Origin of the sequence: Caballeronia sp. SBC1 (assembly GCF_011493005.1) — a bacterium.
In the GTDB taxonomy this organism is placed as follows: Bacteria; Pseudomonadota; Gammaproteobacteria; order Burkholderiales; family Burkholderiaceae; genus Caballeronia.
The window spans coordinates 1313791-1338934 of record NZ_CP049157.1 but is presented as its reverse complement, the minus strand read 5'-3'; the positions used below and the strand labels follow the sequence as shown (position 1 = coordinate 1338934).

The following is a 25144-nucleotide window of genomic DNA, read 5'->3' as shown; positions in this document are numbered from 1 at the left end:
GGCGTGGCGAAAAGGCGTCCGCCCGCATAGAATCGTTGCGTCAAGTGGAAAGATGGACCTGGTCAATGCCCGATGAAATCAACGACCTGCGCCTTTTCGCGCAGATGGTGGACGCCGGCAGCCTCTCGGCGGCCGCGCGCCGGACCGACGGTTCGACCGCCGCCATGAGCCGGCGGCTGGCCGCGCTGGAAAAGCGCTTGGGCGTGCGCCTCGTCACGCGGACGTCGCGGCGCTTCGACCTGACGGTGGAAGGCGCGCTGTTTCATGAGCGCGCGCTCGCGATCCTGCTCGCGGTCGACGACGCCGAGGCCGAGATCAGCGCACAGGCGCGCGTGCCGCAGGGTTTGTTGTGCATCGGCGCACCGTCGGAAATTGGGCGCAAGCGGATCGCGCCGCTGATCGAAGCGTTCTCGGATCGATATCCGGAGGTCGAGGTGCGGCTGGTGCTGTCCGATATCGGACTGGATGTGATCGACGATAATCTCGACGTGGCACTGCGCATCGGCTTGCCTGCGGATACCGGTGTGATTGCGAAGAAACTGCTGTCGAGCCGGCGCATTGTGTGCGCGGCGCCAGAGTATCTGATGCGGCACGGGACGCCGCAAACGCTGACCGATCTCAGCACACACGATTGTCTGCGGCTCGTGCGCGGACAGCGTGTTTTCGACCGATGGTTATTCGTGGAAGATGGCCGGCACCGTGAGATTCAGGTCCGCGGCACGCTTTCGACCGCAAGCGGCGAAGTGCTCCACGACTGGGCGCTCAAAGGCCGCGGCCTTGCACTGAAGGCGTTGTGGGATATAGAAGACGATTTGCGCGCGGGCCGGCTGGTTGAATGTCTTGCGCCCTATCACTGCGATGAAATCGAGTTATATGCGGTGTTTGCGAACCGGCGGCATTTGTCGCCGCGAGTGCGGGTCTTTCTTGATTTCGTACAAGAAGCGCTCGGCGAGACAGGGCTCGGGCAGACAAGCCCGTCGGCAAGATAAGCGCGCTTCAGACTTCAGCTTGAGCGCTTTGCGAAGACGTTAGCTGGAGTTAGCTGGAAGCCAGCGGCATCCACGGGTCGTTGCCGGTCGCCGGATACATGAGTGAAACTTCTTTGCTCACGCGCACGATTTCATGGATGTTATCCCTGAAGTTCGGGCTCTTTTCGTAGCTGATAAAGCCGGCGTCCGCAACGGCGGACAAGGTCAGCAACGCAAAAGCGATGCGCTCGACGATCATAAAACGGCGGGACATTTTCAAAGTTCCTCGAATCTTTCACTTTGGGAATTATAAGGGTTTTCACCTATCTTTTGCCAGTCCAAATTCGGGCGCTGGTGACGGAAAACGACACCGTCCGACACATTGCTCAGGGAAATACTGCCTCTTTTCATCACACGAAAAGCCGGCTTTAATTCGTCGCTGTATGTTGTTGCATCGGCCGTTGCATTTCCGTTGCATTGCCGTTGAACACAGTCAGGAAGGGAGTGTTACCGCATATGGCAATCGAAGCCGAGCGCAGCGCCATTGCGCAATTCCCGCCGGAGGGCTTGAAAACCAAGCGCGTTGTGCTACGTCCGGCCAGTAGTCAATACACCGGCGCGTTGCTGATCTATCGGCTCGCCAATCGCGCGCACCTCGACCACTGGGAACCGTTGCGTGAAGACCCCTACTTCACGATGCAAGCCGCGAACGAACGCATGGCGTTAATGGAAAACGCAATGGACGCTGGCACCGCACTGCATCTGCTGATTTTCTCGAATGAACGCCGCAACGTGCTGATCGGCGACTGCCACTTTACGAACATCGTAAGGGGACCGTTTCAGGCATGTCATCTCGGCTATTCGATCGACCAGCATTATGAGGGACGCGGGCTGATGCGCGAGGCGCTCGCCGCGGCGCTGGGTTTTATCTTCGATGCCTACGGGCTGCATCGCGTCATGGCGAGTTATCGGCCGGAGAATGATCGCAGTGGGCGTTTGCTCGCCAGCCTTGGATTCGAGCATGAAGGGCTGGCTAAGGCGTATCTCAAGATCGACGGGCAATGGGCCGATCACGTGCTGACCTCGCTGGTGAACCCGAAAGATTGAGCGGGTGTGTGGTGGGGCGGCAGCTTCGTTGCATCTGCCCAGCCCGATGCCCGTATCAAGTCCTACGCGCTTCGCGATCAGCCTGCTCGTGCTCATTGCGAGCATCAACTGTGAAATCCGGCGCGAACCTGGCGAACGTTTTTAGCACACCGCCCAACGATCGTCGCACCGGGCGAATTCGCAGTTCATCACCCTCGCGCTCAATCTCGACATCCAATCTGGCGCGATCGTAAGCGAGTTCATCGGCGATACGGATAGCCTGTGAGTTGCCAATCCGAACGGTTATTAACCATTATTTCTTCGCGTCGTGTGATTTACGCTGCTTCCTCGGATACCCGCACCAGCACCTTGCCGAAGTTACGGCCATCGATCATATCGAGGAACGCTTGCGGCGCGTTCTCCAACCCCACGGTGACATCCTCCAGATGCTTCACGTGACCCGCACGCAAAAAGCCGCCGACATCACGGAGGAAAGCGTCCCGATACTCGGGCAGGAACTCGTAGTTGATATAACCGCGCACCGTCAGGCTGCGCGTCAGAATCGCGCGCATGGTCGCGGCGAGGCCATCGTCGGTGTCAGAATTATTGCCCGACGTCTGCGCCATCAATCCGCAGACGGGCACGCGGCCATATTGATTCAGCAAAGGCAGCACAGCCTTCCACACCGCGCCGCCAATGTTCTCGAAATATACGTCGATACCCTTGGGACATGCATTCGCCAACTGATCAGCGAAGTCGGGCGCGCGGTGGTCAATGGCGGCATCGAAGCCGAGCTCGTCCATCACATAGCCGCACTTCCTCGCACCGCCGGCGATACCCACCACGCGGGCGCCGGCAATCTTGCCGAGCTGACCCACAAGCGAACCCACCGGACCGCTCGCCGCACCGACCACGACCGTCTCGCCGCTCTTCGGCTTGCCGATTGCAGCCATGCCGGCATATGCGGTGAAGCCCGGCATGCCGAGCACGCCCAGATACGCGCGGGTTGCAATACCGTCTGCGGATAGTGGACTCAGGTCGCGGGCATCGGCCACCGCGTGGCTGACCCACCCCGCGTTCACGAGTACCTGAGCACCGGCCGGGAGTTTGTTGTCTTTCGATTCGATCACTGTCGCCACGCTCTCGCCCGGCATCGCCTCGCCAATCTGCGCGGGTTTCGCGTATGAACGCGCGTCATTCATGCGGCCGCGCATGTAAGGATCGAGCGATAGATAGTCAACGCGCAGCAGCACTTGCCCTTCACCCGGCACGGGCATGGGGACGTCTTCAAGACGGAAATCAGAGAGCGCGGCTCGGCCGCCGGTGGGACGCGAGGCCAACACGATTTGTCGAGCGGTAGCTGATGTCATGCAGTTTCTCCAAGATGCATCGTGGGGAAACTCAGCATATACGGGCGCGCACAATCGCGCTTTTCCGCGGGGTCAGGCGCGGGTGATTCGCTTAGTTCGCTTGCCTCGCTTCAGCAATCGACGACGCGATGAACGCATCGATTTCCGCCGCATCCGGCGACGTCGCAGGTCCGTAGCGCGTCACGGCAATCGCCGCCGCAGCGTTCGCACGACGAGCCGCCGTTCGGGCATCGGCACCGGCCGCAAGCGCGGCCAAAAACACGCCGGCGTGAGCGTCGCCGGCACCATTGCTGTCGACTGCTTTAACCGCGAAGCCCGGCACATGGTCGCGTGCTTCACCCACGCGCAGATGACAGCCGGAGGCGCTATCGCGCACGATGGCGAGCGCGCCGGTTCGTAACCGCGCGATGATCGAGTCGAACGCTGCATCGAAATTATCAGTCTTGGCGAAACGCAATGCTTCCACCCGGTTACTCGTCCAGATCGATACAACAGCCAGCATGCGCGCAAGCAACGTTGCATCGATAGCATCCACAAGCGGTCCCGGATCAAAAGCCACGCGCGTTTCAGAAGGCAGTTGCTCAAGCCAGTCGACAAGCATGGCGCCTTTGTCCGCAAGCATCAGGCTATAGCCGCTGACATAGACTATGTCGCGGGCATTCACCGAGAGCGCGTCAAGCACCTGCCGCTCGAGCACGCTTTCCGCGCCCATGTACGAAACGAATGTGCGCTCGGCAGATGCATCGACAATGGCAACGCACAAGCCGGTGTCCTTGTCCGCAACCTCCGGCCCTGCGATCTCCACGCCTTCCTGCGTCAACGCCTGACGCGCCATGTCGCCGAAACGCCCGTGCCCATGACCGCCCGGATACACCACGCGCATGCCGCTGCGCCGCGCTGCGGCCATCACGTTGAAACCGCCGCCTACTTCGAAGCTTGCGCTGTGTGCGAGCACGTCGCCGCCGTGCGAGGGCAGCGTGTCGATCTGCATAACCAGATCGACAATGACCTGCCCCGTATGAATCAATCTCGCTGTCTGCTGTGAGTCTGCTTGCGTCATGCTGTCTTCCAACGTTTGACCGTACCGCGCGCACCGCCTAACAGGGCGTACACGCCTGCTGCCACTACAAACGTCACGATCCATCCGAGACCGTTACGTCCACACCAGGAGTCCGCGAATATGCCGTGAATCGGCCCCGTGGAGAGGAAACAAAAACCAAGCACGATCGCCACCGCCCATGCACCGAACGCACGCCATTCAATGCCGCCTTTGTACCAGTACGCGCTGCGCGGGGAGACATCGAGCAAGTCGGTCGGGGAATATTCCTGACGATGAATCAGGTCCACCACGAAGATACCGACCCACGCCGTGATAGGCACAGCCAGCAGTGAAATGAAGCCAATGAACGGGCCATAGAAGCTCCCCGCGATCAGCATGAAGTAGATCGAACCCGTGAAGATCACCACGACGTCGACCACCACCGCCTGCACGCGTTTCACCTTCAAGCCAAGCGTGAGTGTCGTCAACCCGGCCGAATACACGGACAAATAATTGGACAGCAGCAAACCGCCGAACGCTGTGATCAGATACGGAATAGCCATCCATGGTGGCAACATTTCGCGAATCGCGGCGATTGGGTCAGTCGCCGACGCGAGATGATCGTTGCCCACCGACAGCAGCGCGCCAAGCGTGACGAGAAGGATCAGCGGAATACCCGCGCCGAACGCAGCGGATGCCACCAGCGCCGGACCCTTCACCTTAGGCGCCTGATAGCGCGACATATCGGCGCCTGCGTTAGCCCAGCCAATCCCCGTACCCGCTGCAATCGTTCCAATACCAATGATGACCGCGCTCAACGGCGCAGGCGCTGCGTTGAAAACCGCGTGCCAGTCGATGGCCGTCACGAGGAAGCCGGCCACCAGCAAGTTGAGCACGCCGAAGACATAGGTGGACCATTTCTGGATCACGAGAAGCGTAGCGTGACCAAGCCCCGACACAATCAACGTCAGCACCACGAACACGGCGATGAACACGAGCGTCAGCACCGGTGCGTTCTTGGCTTCCGCGGGCGTGCCGAACACAATGGTTGCGAGCGATAGCAGCACGTATGCCGCGGTGGTCGTGTTGACGGTCTCCCAGCCGAGCCGCGACAACAGCGAGACGATGGTCGGCCCAATGTTGCCGCGCACGCCGAAGATCGCACGCGACAGCGTGAGACTTGGTGCATGGCCGCGTCGCCCCGCGATCGAGATCACGCCAACGATCGCGAACGATCCCGCCGCGCCGATCACCGCGACAAGGGCTGCCTGCCAGATCGCGAGATGCTGGAAAGCAACCAGCGTCGCACCGAGCGGCAGTGCGAGGATGCTGATGTTGGCGGCAAACCAGACCCAGAAAAGCTCCAGCGGATGCCCATGACATTCGCCTTCCGGTACAGGTTCAATACCACGCGTCTCGACTCGGCGAGCGCTGTTTGACGTGCGTGACGAAGCCATCTGAGTCCGATCTCCAGATTAAAGGGTACAGCGGGGTACTACGAAAAGTGCGTTAAAGCGCGTCAGGAAGCTGCGGCGCGCAGTCCAAGCAAACGGTCGACCAGCGGCTCGAGATCGAGCGAATTCACACGACGAATAGTTTCAATGGGACCGACCGGCAGGGCGTCGTAACCCGCGCACGCGCCGAGGATCGCGCCGAGCATGGCGGCGATCGTGTCGGTGTCACCCCCCAGGCTCGCTGCAGCCCCCAGGGCGGCTTCAATCGTGCTGCCTCGAGCATTCAGATCAAAGGCCAGCGCGAACGTCGCCACAACCGATTCCTGCGATGCCACCGACGTCCCGATCACGTTGTAGATCGTGTCCGCCACGTCGTGCCCGGCACAGTCCCGCATCAGCTCACGTGCATGGCGAATGCGCGGCGCAATGCGGCCGCCCGCAACCCAGAAGCCCCGGCTCTCGGCGGCCTCGGCCATCGAAATGCCCGCTTCCAGCGCTTCAACCAGGCTCGCGCCGTTCAGTCCGGCCGATACCGCCGCCGCCACCGCCGCCGCGCTCGAAATGCCAAGCGTGGTGTTATGTGTCACGACACAAGACTGCACAACAGCATCAATAAACACGTCATGGTTGCGCACGTCGAACGCAATCCCGACCGGCGTCACGCGCATGGCCGCACCGTTGGTCGTGCCAAAACGGCCAGTGCGCAGCGGATCTTCACCGGCGGCAATACGCTCGATGGCCTGTTTCGTCGATGGCCCGAGCAGATCGAGCGAACCGCGCGCCTTCATGGACGCTTCCCATTCGATCAACGCATGCGCAAACGCCATCGGATCGATCTTGCCGTGGCCGTCGGCCAGTAAACGCGCAACGAGAACCGCTTGTTCCGTGTCGTCGGTGATGGAACCAGCCCGCAGACCCGGCGCGATGGGCTGATCCGGAAACGCGTTTTCCAGCTTGTCGATACGTCCGAACTGCTCGGCGATGCGCTCGCGGCTAAGTGACTGGGTCGGCATGCCGAACGCGTCGCCGAGTGCAAGACCGTAGAAGGCGCCGCGTGCGCGATCCGCCAACGTGGTGTGATTCAAAAGCAAAGACGAAGACATCAGAATTCCAGGTGTAGTGCAAAAAAAGCCGGGTCCAGCAAGCTCACGACATACTCGATAATCCGTTCGTCCCGGTCTCGCGTGAGCCGTCGCGAACGCAGGAACGAGGTGCCGGCGCGACGCTTGAGCAGGCGTGCATCGGCCGCTTCAAGGCCGACCACTTCGGCCCATTGCTCACCGTGATGCGGCACCATGCCGTGCTCGATCAGCGTCCGGTTCAGCGAGCCGCCTACCAGCCCTTCCAGCGGCAACGCAGCGAGGTCGTCGTTGAACGGCAAACGGCTGCGCTCCAGCGAAATGCACTGCGCCTCTGCGTCAACGCCAATCACGCGCATCCGGTCGATCGCCACGAAGGTCGTGCGTTCAAGCTTCAACTCCCGCGCAAGCGTCTCGTCTTCGACCAGCGCAATCTGCAGCAAACGGGTCTGCGCGCCGCCGCCTACTTTTTCTATCGCCGTGGTCCAGCCGAGCGCCCCGTCAATCGCCTGACCGTTGAACGTCACAAAGGAGCCGATACCACCCTTGCGCGTAATCAAACCGCCGCTGGTCAGCAGGTCGAGTCCCTTTCGAACGGTGTTGCGACTGACCGCAAAACGCTCGACCAGCTCGTTCTCGCTTTCGAGTTGCTGCCCGAATGGCAGACGCCCGGTGAGGATGTCCTGCTCGATCGTGGCGGCAACCATATGTGCCTTCGAGCGCCCGACCTCTGCGGTTTTTACTGCTCGTTTAACCATGGTGTGACTCCTGTGCCGATGAGAATTGGAAGGTCCAGTCTCTGCAAAAGCACAAGTATGCACATGTTTTGCTAAAAAGCGGGACATGAAACCTGACTGAAAGTTTCAGACGGCCGCGTTGCCTCAAGCACAGTTGCTTGTTCCTTTTATGAACCTATAAAAAGTACATGTAGGAACATGTACAGAATTTAAGGCGTCATATTGCGACGGTCAAGCGGGAATTCATAAGGGGAAACCCTTGAGGTCGGCGCAAGGCGACGCACGGGGCGAGCGTGTCAGTGAGGAAAGAGCCGATCGCGGCCCTTTCCTTTTCCTTAAGATCTGGCTTTCGCGGGTGTCTGCCCCATCTCACGCAAACGTTCGATGCCCTCGTGTATCGGGAAAGTGTTCTGCGTTCCGTCCCGAAGCCGTAACGACACCGTCTCGTCACGCTGGTCGCGTGCGCCCACCGTGATAAACACGGGGATCCGCTGCTCGCGTGCATCGACGATCTTTCGTTCAAGCCGCTCAGGCCTGTCGTCGAACACTGACCTTAAGTTCGCTTCTTCAAGCAAGTCCATCACGCGCTGTCCATAGCCCATGCTCGCATCAGACACCGTTGCGACCGTCACCTGATCGGGTGCAAGCCACAGGGGCAGCCAACCTTCATGATGTTCAAGAAGCATCGCGATAAACCGCTCCATGCTGCCCAGGACCGCGTGATGAATCATCACCGGGCGAAGGTGTTCGTTCTCGAACGAGACGAAGCTTGCATCAAGACGATCCGGCAAGACGAAATCAAGCTGGATCGTGCCGCACTGCCAGCTTCGATCACGGCTATCCGTAAGATGGAACTCAAGCTTCGGGCCATAGAAAGCCCCTTCTCCCGGACGCACATCGAACGTCAGGCCGGCGCAGGCCGCGGCCTTCGCAAGCGCCTCTTCCGCGCGATCCCAGACCGCATCATCGCCTGCCCGCTGATCTGGACGCGTAGCAAGTTGAACGCGGAACGTCGAGAAGCCAAGGTCGGCATAGACCACGCGAAGCAAATCGCAAAACCGCCCTACTTCGGCTTCCACCTGATCTTCCATGCAGAAGACATGGGCGTCGTCTTGCGTGAAAGCGCGCGTGCGTTTCAATCCCTCGAGCGAGCCTGAAGGCTCGTCGCGATGGCACGCGCCAAACTCGCTGTACCGGATCGGCAGGTCACGATAAGAACGAATGCGCTGATTGAAAATCTGCACATGACACGGACAGCTCATGGGTTTCAGGCAATAGGGCTGGCTTTCATGAGCTCCATCATGGGCCTCATCCTGACTGCCGTTCACGGAATACATGCCGGCCTGAAATTTATCCCAATGCCCGCTGCGCTCCCAAAGCGAACGCGCCAGCAGTTGCGGCGTACGCACTTCGCGAAAGCCGGCGCCTCGCATTCGACGCCGGATGTAATCCTCCACCACGCGATAAAGCTCCCACCCACGCGGATGCCAGAACACCATTCCAGGTCCTTCGTCCTGCTGATGGAACAGGTCCAGCTTGTTGCCTAATTGCCGATGATCGATATTGTCCACAATGCTCTCCGTTAAATTCAAGGACCGTCACGGACAGGAAGGCATGTAAACGCAGAAGGCCCCGTCCGTTTCCGGCGGGGCCTTCTGAAAAACGCACCTCGATACTTTATCGCGCACGGCCTCCAGACGACCCGCCTGAGAAGGTGGTCGTGGTAGTCGCGGTCGTGAGGGTGAAGAAGTGTGAGTTCATGTGGCAAACAATAAAGGGCTTTAGGGCTTGCCGTCAACTTGGTTATTGAAGAACAGCGAATCGCCAAGCGATGCGAACCCGGACGTTTGAGAAGCATATACCGGGTTCGCGCTGGCATATCTGCCGGGTCAGGCAAGCACGGTCACCGGAGCAACAGCGGCCGGATCGCTGATACTCGGCCGCCCATTTTCCACATGACCGGCAAGACGGCGCAGGAACGTGGGGTCGTCGTTGCTGGTGATGCTCAGGTCGTACCAGTGATGGCTCGCCCCCAGAATCCAGGACTCTTGTACGGACCCCAGCGATGGCACCAACACCGGACGCGGCTGTGCACCGTAGGCGTTATCGGCCACTGATAAGTGTGCAATGCCGCGGCCCCTGTTCGTGAACTTCAGGAACACATTGCCGTTCGCGACATCGTATTGCGCCGCCACTTCGGGGTCAGCCGGCGGATTGGAGACACTGCCACTACCCGGCGGCGTCAACGTACCGGCAAACTCGCGCACGAATCCGTTCGGACCATAGACCGTGAACGCATAGATGCCCGCCGTTACGTTGATGTCGAAGCTGTCGCGCAAGGTCTTGCCCGCTTCAACCGTATAGCCCCACGGGCCGTCGGTACGGTTCAAAGAATAGACATAGAAATGCGCGCCCTGCGAACCAGTATTGGCAAAATGAAGCGTCAGTGTCTTGTTGCCCCCATCGAGACTGCTTTGTACATACAACTCGTACGGCAGCGCGCGGGCGAAGCGCGTACCGGGTTCCTGCGGATCGATCACGCCAGGTACCGCCGGCACCGTCGGCGCCGGTTGCGTGGCGCATTGATTGTCCGCGATCGTCTTGTAGTTGCTGGTGTCCGGCAGCGCCGGCATCTGCGCGTCGGGCGTACGGAAATCGAAGGCTGTGGTCAGGTCGCCGCACACCGCGCGACGCCACGGCGTAATGTTCGGCTCCATCACGCCAAATCGCGTTTCGATAAAACGAATCACCGACGTGTGATCGAACACTTGCGAGCAAACGAAACCGCCCTTGGTCCAGGGCGAAACAACCGTCATGGGCACGCGCGGTCCAAGGCCGTAAGGCAGGCCGTCAGCGGTGTAGCTGCCGCCGCGTCCCGGATTGACGACCGTGTGGAGTTCGCCGTCGGTTGTGACCGTCGACAAACCTTGCGCCCGCGACATGGGCGGCTGCGGCGGCACGAGATGATCGAAGAAACCATCGTTCTCGTCGTACATGATGAACAGGACCGTCTTGCTCCAGACTTCAGGGTTGGATGTCAGCGCATCCAGGATCTGCGACGTGTATTCCGCCCCGTAAGCCGGCGTGTATTTCGGATGCTCCGAGTACGCCGCGGGCGGACACAACCATGATACTTGCGGCAAATTGTTCGCCAGCACGTCGGCTTTCAGTTGGTCGATCGTGCGCACGGCGTTCGCGCGCAACTGCAGCGAAGAGCCTTGCGGCGCATTGATGATGTTCGCGAAATTCTGCAGCACGTTGGTGCCGTAGTTGCCGTTCAGCGGGTCGGCGCCGGTCAGGCCCTGCTGGTAGATCTGCCACGAGATACCGGCCGCTTCCAGACGTTCCGGATAGGTCGTCCACGAGAGCAACTGATATTGCGGCGGGCCGTCGCCATCCACATAGTCGTTGTTGTCGAGCAGCGGACCGCCTTGCGTGCCGGTCGGATCGATCATGCCCGTCATGAGATACGCGCGGTTCGGATGCGTCGGGCCGGGCAGCGAACAGAAGTAGGCGTCGCACACGGTGAAGGCGTCGGCGAGCGCGTAGTGAAACGGAATGTCGCGGCGCAGGTAATAGCCCATCGTCATGTCCGTCTTGTACGCGGGCCACTGGTCGTAACGGCCATTATTGATCGCATAATGCGTCGGGTACCACGAGTGATCCAGATCGCCTACGCACTGCGCGCTGGTGGTCTGCGTATTCAGATGGAACGGCAGCACCGGTTTCGTCGGATCTTCCTTCGACGGCTGGAACCACACCGGCTGGCTGCTGGGCAGCGGGATCGGGAAGCGGTCGTTGTACCCGCGCACGCCGCGCATGTGGCCGAAGTAGTGATCGAAGGAACGGTTCTCCTGCATGAACACAACAATGTGTTCGACATCGTTAATCGATCCGGTGCGCCGTGACGCCGGAATGGCGAGCGCTTTGCGAATCGATTCGGGGAACACCGTCAGCGCGGCGACGGCGCCGGCTGAAGTAGCAACGGTCTGCATGAAACGGCGGCGACTATTCAATGTCATTTTGATTCACCTCGTAGCGTCATGATAGATGCGGCAATGCCGTCCCGGTCGAAGGACTCGATCAGGATGGGGATTTTTATTCACTGGAGAGCGGCGCTTGCAGGGTCACTCGGCAGGCTCACTCAGACGCGTCAGGCGCGGAGTGAAGGACGGGGGTGACCTGCTGCGCATCCGCCGCGAGGCTTGCCTGCGCGGCCGCAATGGGACTGCTCGCGGCCAGGCCATCAGAAGGTGTGGGCAGCACAAGTGGCTCGACTGCGCTGGCTGGCAATGAGCCGTTAGCAGAAGCTTGTGTCGCGCTGACGCTTGCCTGATCGTCTGGTCCGCAGGCGGTAAGCGCCAGCGTTGCTATTGCCAATATCGCGGTTCGTCTCATGATGTCTCCGCTTGTCCGGGGATGTGCGCAAACGTTTTCGTTGCATCGCGGACGCCAGTCTGAAGACACTTCAAGAAAGTTTCGTGAAATATTTGGTAAGGGCTGATGAGACGCGAAGAGGCACCAAATCCTGTCGATTAGCTTACGTATTGCATATTGGGAAATCAAAAACTAGTTGCATAGCGAATTACTTTATCCTACAGTGACTTCATGTTCGATCACTGCATCTACTTCAACACAACGGCACTTGCGCGAAGCCTCGAGCGCGAGTGGGCGAACGCATACAAGGCGTTTGGCCTGACCCCGCCGCAGGGATTCATGCTGCGTGCGGTGTTGGCGAAGCCAGGCATCGTGCAAAGCGAGTTGGCCTCTGAACTCGCCATTTCGCGATCCACGGCAACGCGAACGCTGGACGGTTTGCAGAAGTTGCTGTTTATCGAACGCCGGCTTACCGCATCCGACGGACGTGAGACCGCAATTCATCCCACTAGCGAGGGGTTGCGAATCAAGGACTCTTTGAACGCAGCTAGCGCCGCGGTCACCAAACGTTTGAAAGCTGAGCTGGGTGAGGAACGCTTTGCGACCACGGTCGCAAGCGTGAAAGATGCACGGTCGACTCTCGACTGATTTTTTTCCTAAATAGTTGTATAGCGAACTAATTGGAGATGAAAAATGCCGATTTTGAACGTGAAGGTAAGTATTGAAAAATCGTCCGAGGCTGTTGCAGCCATATCGGACATGTTGCTTGAACTGACCTCCAGCATCCTGGGCAAGAAGCGAGAGGTGACGGCTATCACCATTCAGTTCATCGACCCGGATAGCTGGGTGATCGGTGGCCGGTTGCTAAGCGAGCAGCACAAATCAAGCTTCTATTTCGATATCAAGATCACCGACGAAACGAACACAAAGGACGAGAAGGCGCGGTATATCTCGGCCGTTTTTGAAGGGTTCGGCAGGATATTGGGCGATCTGCATGAAGAGAGCTACATCCATGTTGAAGATGTGAGGGCGGCTTCGTATGGGTACGGCGGGCGCACGCAGGAGTACCGGTACCATCACTGAATTTTTCGCTCGCGCCGGCAGAAACTGCTTTCCACGCAGCGCGACCCAACTGTCGAAGCTGATATGCCGTCGTTCGAGCACTCGCGTGAGGCGGGCCCAGAAATGTTGCCCATCGAGTGCGTCGATGGCCTTGGCGGCGGGTTGGTGGTCAGCGTCCGGCTTTCCCGCCCTGCCCCGCGCCCGGAACTAACCTCGCCGTAAAGATCAGGAGGCCGTTACAATGTTCGACAGGCTCATAGAATCGCACTGCAGCAACATTCAGGAGGCTGCGTAGCCAGATCGGGGAATGATCGGTACCACGCGGGCCCGGATCACCTTCAGGAAAGCAGGCTGGTCGGCACTGAGAGGATCTATGTTCAATGACATGTTCCGCGTAGTGAATGGACCGAATGGACATCAACTGTATGTCCACACCGACAGCATGCCCGTGGCGATCCTTCTCGTCATGGCGTTGTTCTTGACGATCGCGTTGTCCAGCGCGATCTGCTACTACGTCACGCGCTTTATCTTGCTGAGGATCGTTGGCCATCTCGCGCGTGGCGAGCGCCGCAAGTGGTTACGTGCCGCCGAACGCCGCAAGGTGTTTCATCGGCTGGCGCCACTCGTGCCTGCGGCCATCATCTATATTTCAGCCCCGCTGCTAATCGGCGTTTCGTTTCCAGTCATTTCCATGCTGGGCCGTCCGGTGGAGATGCTATCGGCATGCTTCATGGTCTTGACCATCCTGCGCGCCGCCTTCGCGTTCCTGGGCAGCATTGAAGATCGCTACAGTCATTTTCCCTTTGCAAGCCAGAGACCGATCAAAAGCTTTCTGCAGATAGCCGCCATTGTCCTGTACGTGCTTGCACTGATTGCCGTGGTCTCCGTGCTGCTGCATCGATCACCGGCCAATTTCCTCACTGGCGTGAGCGCGATGACTGCGCTGCTGATCATTATCTTTCGCGATTCGCTGCTGGGTTTTGTCGCCAGCATTCAACTGGCCGCATACGACATGTTGCGCGTCGGCGACTGGATCGAGGTTCCCGGATTCGTGGCTGACGGGACAGTCATCGACATCTCGCTGAACACGATCAAGGTTCAGAATTTCGATAATTCCATTGTCATGCTGCCGAGCTATGTGTTGTTGACGAACAGCGTCAAGAACTGGCGCGGCATGGTGGAATCCGGCGGACGGCGGGTCAAGCACGCGATTCATCTGGACATTGAGAGCATCAGGTTTTGCGACGATGAACTGCTCGTCAACCTGAAGGCGAGCACAGCCTTTCGAGTGCCGTTCACCGTGCCGGACGATGGGCATCGCCTGACTAACCTTGGGATGTTTCGCGTGTATCTGATGGAATACTTTCGCCAATACCCGGCGATCCGACAAGATATGTCGCTGGTGGTTCGCCAGTTGCAATCCACCAATCAGGGTCTGCCGCTGGAAGTGTTCCTGTTCGTGAACGAGACGGACTGGGAATCGTACGAACAAATCCAGTCCGATATGTTCGACCACGTCTACGGCATCTTGCCGCTGTTCAACTTACGCGTCTGGCAAATGCGCTAGCGGCGCCGGCTTAGCGTTCGGCGAACGCGGTCGCGCGCCCGCTATCCGGCCAACCCCTCGACAATACACACGACGACGGTGAAAGCGCCTATGCAGGCGGCCAGAGTGGCTGCTGCCTTCGAAAAAGGGGTCATGCCGGCCTCCAAAAATCTGTTAAAGGAAGCGCATTTTATATTGAATTGAAAGCGAAAAGAAATAATTGTATTAAATGAAAGATTAAGAAGATCATGGGTCGTCTGCGGCGACTATACGGATGCTGATCCTCGCATAATCATTAAGTATCCTTATTATTTCTTAACTAAAAAAGGCCGAACTGGTCTGCATCGAGACCTGCGTCCAGCGTTTCCCATTGACGCCGGCGATTAGCCGCCAATAGCTCCGCCCCAATCGATCCAAGTCGACACAAGTCGACAGCCCCCTTGCCTATCTTATTTTTAGACGGTATCTTGGCGGGGTTCCAATCGCTAGCGCGGGAGAGACTGTCACGGCAACACGGTGACGGCGCCGACGGAGCAACCGCCCCGGAAACTCTCAGGCCCAAGGACCGCGCAGCAGGAACATCTGGAGAGCGGCGCTTTAATGCGCCCACCGACGGGGATGTCGTGCGTGCAACGCCACGACTGAAACTCTCAGGTACACGGACAGATGGGGCATTAGACGCCGGAAATCCCGGCGATGCCCAACTTTCATCTGGACCTTGTCATGTCACAAATCGCCATCATTGGCGCCGGTATTACCGGCGTCACGACCGCTTACGCCCTCGCCGAACGCGGCCACGACGTCACCGTTTTCGAGCGTCACCGATACGCGGCGATGGAAACATCGTTCGCCAACGGCGGCCAGCTTTCCGCCAGCAACGCCGAGGTCTGGAACAGCATGGCCACCGTACTCAAGGGCCTGCGCTGGATGTTCACGCGCGACGCACCGCTGCTGATGAACCCCGCGCCGAGTTGGCACAAGTATTCGTGGATGGGCGAGTTCCTGCGCCAGATCCCTAACTACCGCGCCAACACCGTCGAGACAGTGCGCCTTGCCATTGCCGCGCGCGAGCATCTGTTCGGGATTGCCGAGCGCGAAGGGATCGACTTCGATCTCGAGCAGCGCGGCATCCTGCATATGTACCAGCAGAAGAAGGACTTCAATACCGCCGCGAAAGTGAACCAGCTTTTGCAGGCAGGCGGTCTTGACCGGCGCGCGGTGACAAGCGACGAAATGCGCGCGATCGAACCCACGTTGCAAGGAGATTTCCACGGTGGATTTTTCACACCGTCCGACTCGACCGGCGACATCCACAAGTTCACGCGCGGTCTGGCCGAAGCTTCCGAGCGGCGCGGCGTGCGCTTTCACTACGACACGCAGATCGCGGATATCCAGCAGCGCGGCGACGGCCCATTCGCCATGCGTGTGCTGCACGGCGGCAGCGCGGGTAACGAGCAGCAACATGGCTTCGAGCGCATCGTGGTGTGCGCCGGCGTGGCAAGCCGCCAGATAGCGTCGATGCTCGGCGACCACGTGAATATCTATCCCGTGAAGGGGTATTCGATCACCGTGTGCCTGGATGACGCCGCGAGTCGCGAGGGTGCGCCGTGGGTCAGCCTGCTCGACGACAGTGCGAAGATTGTCACGAGCCGCCTTGGCGCCGACCGTTTCCGCGTAGCGGGTACGGCTGAAATCAACGGCTTTAATCGCGACATTCGCTCGGACCGGATCGCACCGCTTGTCGACTGGACGCGGCGCTATTTTCCGGGTGTCGCGACATCGCGCGTGATTCCCTGGGCGGGCTTGCGGCCGATGCTGCCAAGCATGTTGCCGAAGGTCGGAAGCGGCAAGCGGCGCGGCGTGTTCTACAACACGGGACACGGGCATCTGGGATGGACGCTGTCAGCCGCGACGGCGCACAGCATTGCCGAGCGCATGTAAATTCGCGGGACTGGCTCTGTAAGCCGGTTTACGCGAACTTGGCCGCGCTCGCCCGTAGCGGCCGCTCAACCGGAGCATCAAGCACAAGCCGACCGAACTCCTGCGCAGCCAACGTAGGTTCACCCTTGCCCCATAGCAACCTGAATTCCGCTTCCGGCAAGGGTGGCAAACCGTACTGCCCATCGACAACCACAATGCCCGGCTCGAGGTCATCGCGTGTCAGCGGCGTGATCCCGAGCCCGGCCATCACGGCGGCGCGAATACCCGACTGACTCGACGATGTAAACGCGACATGCCAGTCCACCGGCTGGCCATCGAGCGCTTCGAGCGCCACTCGCCGATTCACACACGGCGCCGGAAAAAATGCGAGCGGCAGCGACGCCCCCGTGCGCGCTTCGAAGGATTCGGCCGCCGCCCAGACAAACCGCGTACGCCGCAACACAATACCGTCAGCGTCCCGATCCGTTTCTCCGTGCACGCACAGCACCACGGCCAGATCCAGTTCGTGCGCGGCGACCATTGCCTGCGAGTCGAGGCTCATGCCCACGCTCACGTCCAGCCGCACGTTCGGAAATGCCCGGGAAAATTGCGTCAGCAAAACGGGGAGCCGTTCTCCCATGAAAATATCCGGCGCTCCAAAACGGACGACACCGGAAGCCGGAGAGGATCGAAAGCGCTCGGTGACCGCGTCCATTGCGTTGAGGATTTGCATGGCGTAACGCAAGAAATCCTCGCCATCTTCGGTCAGGGTCAGACTGCGCGTGGTGCGATATAAAAGCGGCCGGCCCACTTCTTCTTCAAGCCGCCGTATCTGGTGACTGATCGCGGATTGGGTCAGGTTCAGCCGTCGCGCCGCCCGGGTAAAACCACCGGCTTCCGTGACAGCAACAAACGCGCGCAGCAGAGCGAGATCGAGGTTCATGGTCGGATTCAATGATGATGGAGCTTAATCAATGATAGTAAATTAAATCATTTCCGTCATAACGCAAGGACGCCGAGAATAAATCCAACGACTTCTTCCGGTAGCCCGTCATGGATGTTTCGCCTCGCGTTCTTAACCAACTGGCTGTCACGCTGCTGCTGACCGCCGTGATCGCTGCGACCTACGGGTTCGGCGTTTATCTCTTTCCTGTCGTCCTGCCGCAGATGAAACACGACATCGGCTTCAACTATGCGCAGGCCGGGTACATCACGGCTGCGCGGCAACTGGCCAATATCGCAATGGCGCTGTTATCAGGACTCGCCGCCGCGCGTTTCGGGGCAGCAAGGATCGTGCTTGTGGCGACTGCGCTGTCGGCCATCGACCTCGCGAGCCTCGCATTCGCCAATAACACATGGATGATGGGCGCCGCTCTCGTCACGCTCAATGCCTGCGCCGCCGCGACCTGGGTCCCGATGATGGCGCTGATCGCACCCTTGATCGACGAGCGCCATCGGGCGAAAGCAATCGGGGTCATTGGCAGCGGGACGAACTACGGCGTCTTGCTGAACGGGTTGATGGTGCCGGCGTTGTTGGCCTCATGGGGCTGGCGCTCTGTCTGGCTCGTGACCGCAGTGCTGACTGCCGTGTTGAGCGCCGTGATCGTCCTCATGTTTGCACAGCTTGGCTCTGCGTCGGCCGCTCAGTCACGCGTCACGCCACCGCGCCAAGCCAGGCGACCGAGCGAGCACCTGGGGCTGCGGCGCATGCTCACCAGACAATTCCTGCTGGTGTACACCATTGCAGTGTTATGCGGTTTTGCCGGTGTGCCATTCATCACCTACTTCTCAGCTTATGCGCATGACGACCTGCATCTGGGTCTCGATGTAACAGCGCACGCCTGGGCACTTGTGGGGCTGGTGGGCGTCGTGAGCGGACTGGTGCTCGGTATGATCGGCGATATGCACGGTAGTCCTGATCAAAATGGCGGCACACAACGCGACGGTATGCGCACCGCGCTCGTCAGTGCGGGGGTGCTGCTTTTGTGCGCTTCTCTGATCGCCGCGTCGCGTCCAGGCGGTTACGCGCTAATGGTCGCGGCGGTTGCGTTAGGCTTTTCGTTCTTCCCGATCTTCGGTCTGTTGCACGCGTACGTTGGCAAGACGACCGCGCCCGCCTTGGCGGCAATCGTGTGCGGAATCTGCGAAGCGGCGTTTGGCGTTGGCGGGGCGTTGGGGAACGTGCTGGGTGGACTATGCAAGACGATATTCGGTTCGTTTCAGCCGGTGTACGGGTTGGCATCGGCGGCATCCGTCCTGCTCGTCGGACTGGCGTTCCTGATACCGAACACGCCGCGCGCCCAACCCGTTTGTAGAAGCGGTCTCGCCAATTTGCGCTAACAGTGTATTGAGCGAGGGCCCCAACCACCCGCAGAAATTCAAACAATCACCCCTGCTCTTCGAACGCGCGACGCAAGGACAATGCAATCCCTTGCGCGGCCCGCTTCACTTCATCGAGTGCGGGAAAGGTCGGCGCAACGCGCAGATGCCGATCCCGCGGATCGAGACCATGAGGGAACGCAGCGCCTGCTGGCGTCATTGCAATGCCCGCTTCAGCGGCCAGCGCGACCGTGCGTTTCGCGAGACCATCGGGACTATAGAGGCTGATGAAATAACCCCCTTGCGGCACGGTCCAGGACACGCCCGGCAGATCGGCAAGGATCTCGCCGAAGGTCGTTATCATGGCGTCGAACTTGGGTTGCAACAGCGCCCGGTGCCGCTCCATCAAGCGCTCCAATGTCTGCCGGTCGCGCAGAAACCGTACGTGCCGGAGTTGATTGAGCTTGTCCGGTCCAATGGTCCTGATAAACGAGCAACGCTGCCACCAGTCAATGTTGCGCCGCGACGATGCAACGAACGCCAACGCAGCCCCGGCAACAGTGATCTTGGACAGCGACGCGAACACCAGCGCCCGGTCCGGATGCCCCGCCGCCGCGCAAGCGTCGATCATGTTCAGCGTGGTGTGCTTCTGCTCCGTCAGGTGATGGAACCGGTACGCGTCGTCCCAGAACAGGCGAAAGTCCGGGGCGGCGGTTGGCATCGAGGCGAGACGACGAATCGTATCGGCTGAGTAGATTTCGCCGGTCGGATTGCTGTACAGCGGCACGCACCACATGCCCTTGATGGCCGGATCGGCCGCGACCTGCGCTTCGACAAAATCCATATCGGGGCCATTGCCGGTCAGCGGCACCGGGATCATGCGCACGCCAAGCGCCGCACAGATCGCGAAATGGCGGTCGTATCCCGGCACGGGGCAAAGGAACGCGATGTCACCCGCGTTGCGCCACGGCTTGCCGTCAGCCATGCCATGCAGGATGGCGAATGCCATGGCGTCATGCATCAACTCGAGGCTGGAGTTACCCGCAGCCACCACCTGCTCCGCAGCGACCCCAAGCAGATCGGCGCCAAATTCACGTGCTTCGGGAAGACCCAGCGCATGACCATAATTGCGGCAATCGATGCCATCGCGCGACATGAATTCGCCCGCTTTCAGCGCGTTGGCCAGTGCGTCCGAGGACAGGTCGAGTTGTTCCGGAGACGGCTTTCCACGGGTCATATCGATTGTGAGTCCAAGCTTTCTGAAGTCATCGTAGGTCATCGACATCGTTTCGTTTCCGGCGTTTTCGCGTTGAGGGACGCCCAGTATGCAAGGCCCGTCAGATTCAGGAAAGCGAGTTATATTGAAGACTTCGTTCAGATTTCCTGATACTTCAAATACTGATGAAAACCTTCGATCTTGATGCGCTCTCCATGTTTGTAGCCGTTGCTGACACAGGCAGTTTCCTGCGCGGCGCCGCGCTCGTGCATCGTTCGCAATCCGCCGTGAGCATGCAGATCAAGTCGCTGGAGACATCCTTGGGCAAGCCCTTATTTTCACGCAAGCCGCGCAACATCACGCTGACACAGGACGGCCACGTGCTGCTCGCCTATGCGAGGCGGTTGCTTGCCCTGCGCGACGAAGCCTGGGCGTCGATTGTTCGCCCGGACGTCAGGGGGCGGGTGGCAATCGGGGTTCCGGACGACTACGCGTCGTCGCTCCTGCCCGCCGTGCTGAGGAAATTTTCCGCCACCTACCCCAAGGTCGAGATTCAGGTCATCGGCATGCCGAGCAACGCACTGGCGCCGCTCATCAAGGAAGGCAAGATCGATCTCGCCTGCATGACGCGAATGAAGGGGCTAAGCGGTGACTTTATCCGGCTTGAGCCGATGGTCTGGGCCGGTTACGCCGTCGGCAACGAAGTCTGGAAGGAGCGTCCGCTGCCCATTGCCGTCTTCGCACCGGGTAGCGTCGCGCGGTCCAAGGCTATCCACGCGCTCGAGCGGGCTAAGATCAGCTATCGCACGTCGTATGAAAGCCCTAGCCTGTTGGGCCTTTTCAGCATGGTCGAAGCAGGACTCGCGATTGCCCCGCTGTCCCGATGCAGCATTCCGGAACGGTTCGTACAGCTTGGCATTGCGGACGGCCTGCCGGCGCTGCCGGACCTGGAAATCGTGCTCGCGCGCAGCGCGGGATCGAACCGGCCGCCCTGTGATTTTTTGGCGGAACAGATCCTGACCGACCTGCGAATCTAACGCCCACGCGAAGTAATGCAGGCAACCGCTCGAACTATTATGCGCGGGCCGCTTGCGGCTTCATTCGCCCTCTGGCTGCAAACTCTTCAAACCCGTCAATGGGCAGCGGCCTGCAAAAATAGAAACCTTGGTAGGCATGACAGCCGGCACCGGCCAGGAAATCGCGCTGTTCTTCGGTCTCCACGCCTTCGGCAATCACCCCTAAGCCCAAGCTTTGCGCCAGCGCCACGATAGTCCTCGCAATCGCCGCATCGTTTGGATCGACGAGCACGTCGCGCACGAATGACTGGTCGATTTTCAACTGATCCAGAGGCAAGCGCTTCAAGTACGAAAGCGACGAATAGCCGATGCCGAAATCGTCCAGCGAAAAGACCACGCCACGGGCCTTGAGCGCATGCATCTTGTCAATGATGTCCTGCACGTTGTCCACCAATACGCTCTCAGTCAGTTCCAGCTTGAGCCGGTTCGGGTTGGCGCCCGTCCGACGGATCACGTTCAACACCTTGGCCACGAAATCGGGCTCGCGGAATTGCTGCGCGCTGACATTGACTGCGATCGTCAGGTGCGACATGTCCGGCCGCACGGCCCACAACGCAAGCTGAGTACACGCGTTTTCCAACACCCAGTTGCCCAACGCCAGGATCATCCCGGTCTCTTCAGCGAGGTGGATGAAATCGGCTGGCGGAACCATCCCGCGCTGAGGATGCTGCCAACGCACGAGTGCTTCGGCTCCGATGACCCGGTCGCCGTCGAGCACCTGCGCCTGGTAATGCAGCACGAATTGATCGCCTTCTATAGCCTTGCGCAAGCCCCCCTCGAGCGCTGCCCGTTCCACAACAACGGTCTGCATGGCCGGGTCGAAGAAACACATCGCGTTGCGCCCCAGTTCCTTGGACTTGTACATGGCGAGGTCGGCCTGTTTCAGCAACTCGTCGATAGGGGTCTCGTAGCCACTGAACACCGTCGCGCCAATGCTGGCCGTACTGCGGTAATCGATGTCGTCAAGCTGGTACGACTTGCCGAGAACATCAAGGATGATTTCGCCCATGCCTTCCGTTTGGCTGGCCGCTTCCTGCCAGGTTTCGTGGAGGCTTCCGAGCACCACGACGAACTCGTCGCCGCCTACCCGCGCCACGGTATCGCCGTCACGTACGCTGGCAGCCAGGCGCTGCGCCACTTGCTGCAGCAGCAGGTCGCCCTTGTCGTGGCCCAGGGTGTCGTTGAGCGTCTTGAAGTGATCCAGGTCGATGAACAGCAGCGCGCCGCACGCACCGCTTCGCGCGCTGACCGTGATGGCCTGCGTCAGGCGATCCAGTAGCAACGTGCGGTTGGGCAGACGCGTCAGGGCATCGAAGAAGGCGAGCTCCTTGATGCGTTCTTCCGCGATCTTCCGCTCGGTAATGTCGTGATGCGTGCCTACATAGTGGCTGACGATTCCACCTTCGCCGGTCACCGCCGAGATCGTCAGCCATTTCGGATAGACCTCGCCATTCTTGCGACGCCCCCAGATCTCGCCCTGCCAGCCGCCCACGCGGTGGATCGTTTCCCACATCTCGCTGAAAAAAGCGGCGTCGTGATGGTGTGAGCGCAGCATTCGCGGTGTCTGGCCCACTGCTTCTTCAGCGGTGTAACCCGTGCACTCGGTGAACGCCGAATTGACCCGCAGGATGGTGTTGTTCGCGTCGGTGACCATCATGGCTTCGAGCGAATCGAAGGCGACCGCCGCAATCCGCAGCTCGGCCTCAACCTGCTTGCGGTCCGTGATGTCGCGCCCGCTGGTCCGAAAACCCGCGAAAGCGCCTTTGGCGTCGGTGATCGGAACCCAGGAAACGGATAGCCAGACTAGCGTTCCGTCCTTGCGGACGCAGCGGAATTCGAGGTCGTCGCCGCGAGATCCCTGGAGCCCCCTCAGGAACTCGGGTGCAACGCGGGCCATATCATCGGGGTGGATCAGCGTGCCGGCGAAGTCAGTCATCGCCATGCATTCGTCGACGGTGTATCCGGTGTATTCCTCGACCGAGGGATTGATCCAGCGCGGTTTGCCATCCGGTCCCCACCAGACTTCCCAGTTGACCGTGCAGTCCGCGATGGCACGGAACTTCTCTTCGCTCTCGCGTAACTCGCGGGTCATATTGGAAGCCAGCCGCATCGCGCGGCCGCGGCCGGTGACCATCAGCCAGGCGAGTAGCGCCAGCAGCAGGCTTAAGCCCGTACCGGTGACAGCGATCAATGCTCCGGCGTTACGCCCGAAGCGGCCCTTGAAGTCGTCAAGGGTGCTCATCGAAAGCGTCCAGTTGTGCCCGGCGACCACCAGGTACTCATTGGCTGAAATGAGCGGAGGCCGGTGCTGCTCGCCGATGGCACGCGAGCGATACAGCAAGGCCGCGGCGGACGGCTCCACGCCGTCGTAGATGGCTAACGCGAGGCCGGGCAGCGGGTCGCCGTACAGGCTGGCGATGACATCGTGCATGCGAAACGACGCATACACCCAGCCGGCAAGATGCGCCCGGCGCTCGGCGACGCTGTCGTGCGGCTGGCCCCGGTCGTAGATCGGCAGGTACATGACGAAAGCGGGTTTTGCATCCGGCCCGGAGTCCACGCCCAGGCGAACTTTGCCGGAGACCGCCACCATGCCGGAATCGCGCGCCTTCTCCATTGCCTGCCGCCGCACAGGGTCGACCCAGGGATCCAGTCCGAGCGGGGCGCGGTTGCTGTTCGCAGACGGTTCGCGCTGGATGATTGGCGCGTAGTTTTCGCGCGAGCCCTGCGGCTGGATGGTATAGCCAGGAAAACCCAGCTGATGCATCGCAGCGATATGCGCGTCCCTGCGCGCCGCCGGCACCCACTCGATGACCCCGATGGTCTGGATGCCGGAAAAATTGGCGTCGAGATTGAGCGCGCCAACGTAGTCGCGGAAGTGGTCGCGATCCATCTGGCCGGTGGCGGCGAACAAGCCCTGCACGCCGCGCAGCATCTGCTCGTAAGTCGACATGCGCTGTTCGACGCGGCTGACCACGTCGCCCAGTGAAAATTCGAACTGGGAAAGCAATTCGTTGTGGGAAGCTTGCCGCTCGTGATCCCAGACTATCCACGTGACGCCAAGTGCGGCGGACAAGATCAGCAGGGGCAGCAATACCAGCCGAGCCCAGGTCACGGGGGTGCCTGGAAATCGACCATGGATCTGGCCAGGTCGGGTTTGAAGTACTTCTCGAAAATACGCAGCACGGTTCCGTCCGCGCGCATCTCGTTCACCAGCGCGCGCCACTTGTCCTGCTCGGCGGGCGAGAGCGCCTTCTTCGACATGATCAGGCCATGAGGTATGGCGGGATCGTTAAACTCGATGATGGTGGTGACATCGCGGATCTTCTTTTCGTCCAGCGCGGGGTAGTCGAAGGGCTCCATGATCATGCCCTGGATGCGCTGGTGGATCAGCGCCTCGTACAACGGCGCCAGGCCGCCCGCCTGGCTGACGCGGTTCTCAGCCGCGAGCGTATCGACCAGCTTGTTGGCGGAGTCGCTGTAGCGGAAGCTGCGGATCACGCCCAGTTGAAACTTGTCGCTACGCTCGAAATCGGCCAACTGGTGCATGCCCGCGTCTTTGCGCACCAGCAAATAGTATTTGTTGCTGAAGTACCAGGCGAATGAAGCGAAGTGGTTGCGCTCGGTGTTGGCAATACCGGACAAGCTGAAATCGAGCGCGCCGGATTCGATCAATTGCCAGATGCGCGCACGCGACATGAGGCTGACGGTGATCTGGCAGCCGCTGCGGCGGATCAGTTCATCGGCGAAATCCCGGTCGATGCCGGTGTCGGTATCGGCGGAATAAAGCAGGCCGTGGTCGTGCAGTGCAAGCGTGAAGGGACGGGAGCAATCGGGGCCTGCCGCGACCGCACGGCCGAGGCATGACATCACCAGTAGCATGCCGCCCAGAGTG

General features: G+C 60.2%; 21 protein-coding genes, 1 pseudogene and 1 riboswitch. Of the genes and pseudogenes, 8 read left to right on the top strand and 14 right to left on the bottom strand.

The window, feature by feature from the left end; translation table 11 throughout:
• Positions 1 to 65 precede the first annotated feature (65 nt).
• Positions 66 to 989, top strand: coding sequence for a LysR family transcriptional regulator (locus SBC1_RS24015; protein ID WP_165094878.1), 924 nt, complete (start codon positions 66 to 68; stop codon positions 987 to 989).
• Between the two features lie 49 nt (positions 990 to 1038).
• Here SBC1_RS24015 and SBC1_RS24010 read toward each other — a convergent pair whose 3' ends face one another.
• A complete protein-coding gene (locus SBC1_RS24010) occupies positions 1039 to 1242 on the bottom strand; it encodes a hypothetical protein (protein ID WP_165101252.1) in 204 nt (67 codons plus the stop codon).
• Between the two features lie 242 nt (positions 1243 to 1484).
• Here SBC1_RS24010 and SBC1_RS24005 point away from each other — a divergent pair, with 242 nt between their 5' ends.
• Entirely contained in the window at positions 1485 to 2075 is a 591-nt protein-coding gene (locus SBC1_RS24005; RefSeq protein ID WP_165094882.1) for a GNAT family N-acetyltransferase, read from the top strand.
• Positions 2076 to 2389: 314 nt separating this feature from the next.
• Here the strand turns inward: SBC1_RS24005 and SBC1_RS23995 are convergent, their stop codons facing one another.
• The 8 genes from SBC1_RS23995 to SBC1_RS23960 form a co-directional block, all read right to left on the bottom strand.
• Entirely contained in the window at positions 2390 to 3424 is a 1035-nt protein-coding gene (locus tag SBC1_RS23995) for an NADP-dependent oxidoreductase (protein ID WP_165094885.1), read from the bottom strand.
• Positions 3425 to 3515: 91 nt separating this feature from the next.
• Complete coding sequence (locus SBC1_RS23990; protein WP_165094889.1) at positions 3516 to 4484, bottom strand: PfkB family carbohydrate kinase; 969 nt, start codon at positions 4482 to 4484, stop codon at positions 3516 to 3518.
• On the bottom strand, positions 4481 to 5920 hold the full coding sequence (locus SBC1_RS23985; protein ID WP_165094892.1) for a cytosine permease: 1440 nt from the start codon (positions 5918 to 5920) through the stop codon (positions 4481 to 4483). Before SBC1_RS23985 ends, SBC1_RS23990 begins: the two co-directional genes overlap by 4 nt.
• A 62-nt stretch (positions 5921 to 5982) precedes the next feature.
• Positions 5983 to 7020: an ADP-ribosylglycohydrolase family protein gene (locus SBC1_RS23980; RefSeq protein ID WP_165094895.1), complete on the bottom strand. Its 1038-nt coding sequence runs from the start codon at positions 7018 to 7020 to the stop codon at positions 5983 to 5985.
• Positions 7020 to 7754, bottom strand: a complete 735-nt coding sequence (locus SBC1_RS23975; RefSeq protein ID WP_165094899.1) for a GntR family transcriptional regulator — start codon at positions 7752 to 7754, stop codon at positions 7020 to 7022. Before SBC1_RS23975 ends, SBC1_RS23980 begins: the two co-directional genes overlap by 1 nt.
• Before the next feature lie 314 nt (positions 7755 to 8068).
• Entirely contained in the window at positions 8069 to 9304 is a 1236-nt protein-coding gene (gene thrS / locus SBC1_RS23970; protein WP_165094903.1) for a threonine--tRNA ligase, read from the bottom strand.
• 318 nt (positions 9305 to 9622) lie between these two features.
• Positions 9623 to 11755, bottom strand: a complete 2133-nt coding sequence (locus tag SBC1_RS23965) for a phosphocholine-specific phospholipase C (RefSeq protein ID WP_165094906.1) — start codon at positions 11753 to 11755, stop codon at positions 9623 to 9625.
• Positions 11756 to 11873: 118 nt separating this feature from the next.
• Positions 11874 to 12131: a hypothetical protein gene (locus tag SBC1_RS23960; protein ID WP_165094910.1), complete on the bottom strand. Its 258-nt coding sequence runs from the start codon at positions 12129 to 12131 to the stop codon at positions 11874 to 11876.
• 210 nt (positions 12132 to 12341) lie between these two features.
• Here SBC1_RS23960 and SBC1_RS23955 point away from each other — a divergent pair, with 210 nt between their 5' ends.
• Both SBC1_RS23955 and SBC1_RS23950 read left to right on the top strand, forming a co-directional pair.
• The gene (locus SBC1_RS23955) at positions 12342 to 12758 is read left to right on the top strand and encodes a MarR family winged helix-turn-helix transcriptional regulator (protein ID WP_165094913.1); all 417 of its coding nucleotides are present in this window, start codon (positions 12342 to 12344) and stop codon (positions 12756 to 12758) included.
• Positions 12759 to 12803: 45 nt separating this feature from the next.
• Positions 12804 to 13193: a 4-oxalocrotonate tautomerase family protein gene (locus SBC1_RS23950; RefSeq protein ID WP_165094917.1), complete on the top strand. Its 390-nt coding sequence runs from the start codon at positions 12804 to 12806 to the stop codon at positions 13191 to 13193.
• Between the two features lie 36 nt (positions 13194 to 13229).
• Here SBC1_RS23950 and SBC1_RS40050 read toward each other — a convergent pair.
• Positions 13230 to 13319: pseudogene (locus SBC1_RS40050) on the bottom strand (helix-turn-helix transcriptional regulator); the annotation flags it as partial.
• Between the two features lie 226 nt (positions 13320 to 13545).
• On the opposite strand from SBC1_RS40050, the gene SBC1_RS23940 reads away from it, so the two are divergent.
• Together SBC1_RS23940 and SBC1_RS23935 are read left to right on the top strand one after the other, a co-directional pair.
• A complete protein-coding gene (locus SBC1_RS23940; protein ID WP_165094922.1) occupies positions 13546 to 14739 on the top strand; it encodes a mechanosensitive ion channel family protein in 1194 nt (397 codons plus the stop codon).
• 460 nt (positions 14740 to 15199) lie between these two features.
• Positions 15200 to 15296, top strand: a riboswitch (glycine riboswitch).
• A gap of 145 nt (positions 15297 to 15441) precedes the next feature.
• The gene (locus SBC1_RS23935) at positions 15442 to 16659 is read left to right on the top strand and encodes a D-amino acid dehydrogenase (RefSeq protein WP_165094926.1); all 1218 of its coding nucleotides are present in this window, start codon (positions 15442 to 15444) and stop codon (positions 16657 to 16659) included.
• A 28-nt stretch (positions 16660 to 16687) separates the two neighbouring features.
• Here the strand turns inward: SBC1_RS23935 and SBC1_RS23930 are convergent, their stop codons facing one another.
• The gene (locus SBC1_RS23930; protein WP_165094931.1) at positions 16688 to 17581 is read right to left on the bottom strand and encodes a LysR substrate-binding domain-containing protein; all 894 of its coding nucleotides are present in this window, start codon (positions 17579 to 17581) and stop codon (positions 16688 to 16690) included.
• Between the two features lie 110 nt (positions 17582 to 17691).
• Here SBC1_RS23930 and SBC1_RS23925 point away from each other — a divergent pair, with 110 nt between their 5' ends.
• Complete coding sequence (locus SBC1_RS23925) at positions 17692 to 18978, top strand: nitrate/nitrite transporter (RefSeq protein WP_165094934.1); 1287 nt, start codon at positions 17692 to 17694, stop codon at positions 18976 to 18978.
• Positions 18979 to 19024: 46 nt separating this feature from the next.
• On the opposite strand, the gene SBC1_RS23920 is transcribed toward SBC1_RS23925, so the two are convergent.
• The gene (locus tag SBC1_RS23920; RefSeq protein ID WP_165094937.1) at positions 19025 to 20242 is read right to left on the bottom strand and encodes an aminotransferase class I/II-fold pyridoxal phosphate-dependent enzyme; all 1218 of its coding nucleotides are present in this window, start codon (positions 20240 to 20242) and stop codon (positions 19025 to 19027) included.
• 116 nt (positions 20243 to 20358) lie between these two features.
• Between SBC1_RS23920 and SBC1_RS23915 the strand changes: the two genes are divergently transcribed.
• Entirely contained in the window at positions 20359 to 21210 is an 852-nt protein-coding gene (locus SBC1_RS23915; RefSeq protein WP_165094940.1) for a LysR substrate-binding domain-containing protein, read from the top strand.
• A 37-nt stretch (positions 21211 to 21247) separates the two neighbouring features.
• Here the strand turns inward: SBC1_RS23915 and SBC1_RS23910 are convergent, their stop codons facing one another.
• Together SBC1_RS23910 and SBC1_RS23905 are read right to left on the bottom strand one after the other, a co-directional pair.
• Positions 21248 to 24364, bottom strand: coding sequence for an EAL domain-containing protein (locus SBC1_RS23910; RefSeq protein WP_165094943.1), 3117 nt, complete (start codon positions 24362 to 24364; stop codon positions 21248 to 21250).
• Positions 24361 to 25131 (bottom strand): ABC transporter substrate-binding protein, encoded by a 771-nt coding sequence (locus tag SBC1_RS23905; protein ID WP_241202210.1) that lies wholly within the window; start codon positions 25129 to 25131, stop codon positions 24361 to 24363. Before SBC1_RS23905 ends, SBC1_RS23910 begins: the two co-directional genes overlap by 4 nt.
• Between the last annotated feature and the right edge of the window lie 13 nt (positions 25132 to 25144).

Excerpts from the sequence above, each read along its gene's own strand:
- SBC1_RS24015 (WP_165094878.1), top strand. The coding sequence starts at position 66 with ATGCCCGATGAAATCAACGACCTGCGCCTTTTCGCGCAGATGGTGGAC.
- SBC1_RS24010 (WP_165101252.1), bottom strand. The coding sequence starts at position 1,242 with ATGTCCCGCCGTTTTATGATCGTCGAGCGCATCGCTTTTGCGTTGCTG.
- SBC1_RS24005 (WP_165094882.1), top strand. The coding sequence starts at position 1,485 with ATGGCAATCGAAGCCGAGCGCAGCGCCATTGCGCAATTCCCGCCGGAG.
- SBC1_RS23995 (WP_165094885.1), bottom strand. The coding sequence starts at position 3,424 with ATGACATCAGCTACCGCTCGACAAATCGTGTTGGCCTCGCGTCCCACC.
- SBC1_RS23990 (WP_165094889.1), bottom strand. The coding sequence starts at position 4,484 with ATGACGCAAGCAGACTCACAGCAGACAGCGAGATTGATTCATACGGGG.
- SBC1_RS23985 (WP_165094892.1), bottom strand. The coding sequence starts at position 5,920 with ATGGCTTCGTCACGCACGTCAAACAGCGCTCGCCGAGTCGAGACGCGT.
- SBC1_RS23980 (WP_165094895.1), bottom strand. The coding sequence starts at position 7,020 with ATGTCTTCGTCTTTGCTTTTGAATCACACCACGTTGGCGGATCGCGCA.
- SBC1_RS23975 (WP_165094899.1), bottom strand. The coding sequence starts at position 7,754 with ATGGTTAAACGAGCAGTAAAAACCGCAGAGGTCGGGCGCTCGAAGGCA.
- SBC1_RS23965 (WP_165094906.1), bottom strand. The coding sequence starts at position 11,755 with ATGACATTGAATAGTCGCCGCCGTTTCATGCAGACCGTTGCTACTTCA.
- SBC1_RS23960 (WP_165094910.1), bottom strand. The coding sequence starts at position 12,131 with ATGAGACGAACCGCGATATTGGCAATAGCAACGCTGGCGCTTACCGCC.
- SBC1_RS23955 (WP_165094913.1), top strand. The coding sequence starts at position 12,342 with ATGTTCGATCACTGCATCTACTTCAACACAACGGCACTTGCGCGAAGC.
- SBC1_RS23950 (WP_165094917.1), top strand. The coding sequence starts at position 12,804 with ATGCCGATTTTGAACGTGAAGGTAAGTATTGAAAAATCGTCCGAGGCT.
- SBC1_RS23940 (WP_165094922.1), top strand. The coding sequence starts at position 13,546 with ATGTTCAATGACATGTTCCGCGTAGTGAATGGACCGAATGGACATCAA.
- SBC1_RS23935 (WP_165094926.1), top strand. The coding sequence starts at position 15,442 with ATGTCACAAATCGCCATCATTGGCGCCGGTATTACCGGCGTCACGACC.
- SBC1_RS23930 (WP_165094931.1), bottom strand. The coding sequence starts at position 17,581 with ATGAACCTCGATCTCGCTCTGCTGCGCGCGTTTGTTGCTGTCACGGAA.
- SBC1_RS23925 (WP_165094934.1), top strand. The coding sequence starts at position 17,692 with ATGGATGTTTCGCCTCGCGTTCTTAACCAACTGGCTGTCACGCTGCTG.
- SBC1_RS23920 (WP_165094937.1), bottom strand. The coding sequence starts at position 20,242 with ATGTCGATGACCTACGATGACTTCAGAAAGCTTGGACTCACAATCGAT.
- SBC1_RS23915 (WP_165094940.1), top strand. The coding sequence starts at position 20,359 with ATGAAAACCTTCGATCTTGATGCGCTCTCCATGTTTGTAGCCGTTGCT.
- SBC1_RS23905 (WP_241202210.1), bottom strand. The coding sequence starts at position 25,131 with ATGCTACTGGTGATGTCATGCCTCGGCCGTGCGGTCGCGGCAGGCCCC.